General features: G+C 35.3%; 3 protein-coding genes. 1 reads left to right on the top strand and 2 read right to left on the bottom strand.

Annotated elements, in window-relative coordinates; genetic code table 11:
* Both FTV34_RS17250 and FTV34_RS17245 read right to left on the bottom strand, forming a co-directional pair.
* The coding region (locus tag FTV34_RS17250; RefSeq protein ID WP_218949386.1) for a hypothetical protein at positions 1–432 on the bottom strand (432 nt) is incomplete at its 3' end.
* Positions 433–594: 162 nt separating this feature from the next.
* Complete coding sequence (locus tag FTV34_RS17245; RefSeq protein WP_111034328.1) at positions 595–855, bottom strand: mobilization protein; 261 nt, start codon at positions 853–855, stop codon at positions 595–597.
* 222 nt (positions 856–1,077) lie between these two features.
* Between FTV34_RS17245 and mobQ the strand changes: the two genes are divergently transcribed.
* Positions 1,078–1,745: MobQ family relaxase (mobQ, locus tag FTV34_RS17240; protein WP_180070888.1), on the top strand; the 668-nt coding region annotated here is incomplete at its 3' end.

Raw genomic sequence — 1,745 nt, 5'->3', positions numbered from 1 at the left:
TTCACTTATAGTTTTTTTTTCAAAACAAGCTTCATAAACAGATACAGGCTCTTTGAAACTATCACAGTTACTAATTGATATAGCTGTATCATAAACAACATTACTTGATGATGGTATGCATAAAATATTATTAAATATTAGATGTTTATTGATGATTTTTTTTATTATTAAATCTCTGTTAATTGAAAATTTCCCCCATTCTTCAGTAGTAATGGAATATCCTTTCATCTCTTTCAAAGCAAATATTAAAGGATTTCCATCCCCTGGATTATTTTGCCCGTTCGATTGAGTATGTAACCTTCTGAAAATACTATAGACTAAGACCCCGCTATACCGCTGTGATTGCGGATTAGACTCTATAGATGTGTTAACTAAAAATTCACGGTTTGGATCAAAATATACCTCCTTACTTTCTGTAACTATTAATCCCAACAGACACTCCAAAAACTCTAAAAAATAATACTTAATCTTATACTTTATTACTCTTAAATATGAAGTTTAATCAATATAAAATTAAATTAATCATTAATTTAAAGTAAGACTTAAAAATTATTTAACATAAAATCTCTTATACGAAATTTGAATATTAAAACCTTAAAGATTAAATAACTTTCTGTCTCTTTCTTCAGTTAAATACTCGTTCATTTCAGCAAGTATTTTTTCCTTATTGACTTCATTTTCCATCTTTTTGAGCAAGTAAGAGCCCAATAGAATTTTACGTCTCGTATCATCCTTTCGCTCTTGTTCTTTTTGCTTGGCTTTTTCACGAGCGAGAACAGCTTGCTTCTGTGCTTTAAGCTGTTTTAAGCGTTCTTCTTGTTTCGCAATCTGTTGTTCTAAAGATTCTACTTTCATCGTCACTCTAATACCTAAAAAACCACAGCTAGCATAAGCGTACATGAATTGAAATTCAAGGTACTGTCTGCTATTGTGGTTTTCCCGAAGGGCGCACTTTACCATTGATAAAAATCTTTGATTTTTTCAATGGAAGTACGGCAGGGGAACATCCCCTACAACCCCAAACCAATCTATGCAGATTGGTGAAATTCGAAATCGAATTTAAGAGCAAAAGGCAAAGTGGCAATCTATCATTTTTCAGTTAAGACAATAAGCCGAAGTGCAGGGCGTTCAGCCGTTGCATGTGCTGCTTATCGTTCAGGTGAAAAACTGATTGATGAAAGACAAGGTAAAGAACAAGATTACACAAGAAAAACAGGTGTAGAATTCACACAAATTTATGCACCAAAAAATACAAAATCTGAATTATTAGACCGCAATCAACTTTGGAATGCTGTTGAGAAAGTTGAACGTAGAAAAGACGCTAACCTCGCTCGAGAATTTGAAATTGCTTTTCCGCATGAACTCAATGCTGAACAACGTCAATCCTTACTCAATGAGTTATGCCAGGAAATTGTAAAACGACATGACGTAATCGTGGATGCAGCCATTCACGCACCACATACCGCAAGCGGAAGTGATGAACGTAACTATCATGCACATATCATGTTTACAGGTCGTCAGATCGACCTTGAAACTGGCGACTTTGCCAAAAAGAGAAACCGAGATTTTAACAAAGAAAATTCTAGTCAGACTGTAAGCCACTGGAGAGAAGCATTTGCCGACCTAACTAACAAGCATCTAGCTAGAGCAGGCTACTTATCCGAAGTAGACCACCGCAGTTATGCAGATCAAAATAACGGGTTACAAGCAACAGTCCATGAAGGCAGTGCGGTCACACAGCTACG

Origin of the sequence: Acinetobacter sp. YH16038, assembly GCF_013417275.1 — a bacterium.
Lineage (GTDB): Bacteria > Pseudomonadota > Gammaproteobacteria > Pseudomonadales > Moraxellaceae > Acinetobacter.
Note: the sequence above shows the minus strand (reverse complement) of the source record. Positions and strands in the feature narration are given on the sequence as shown.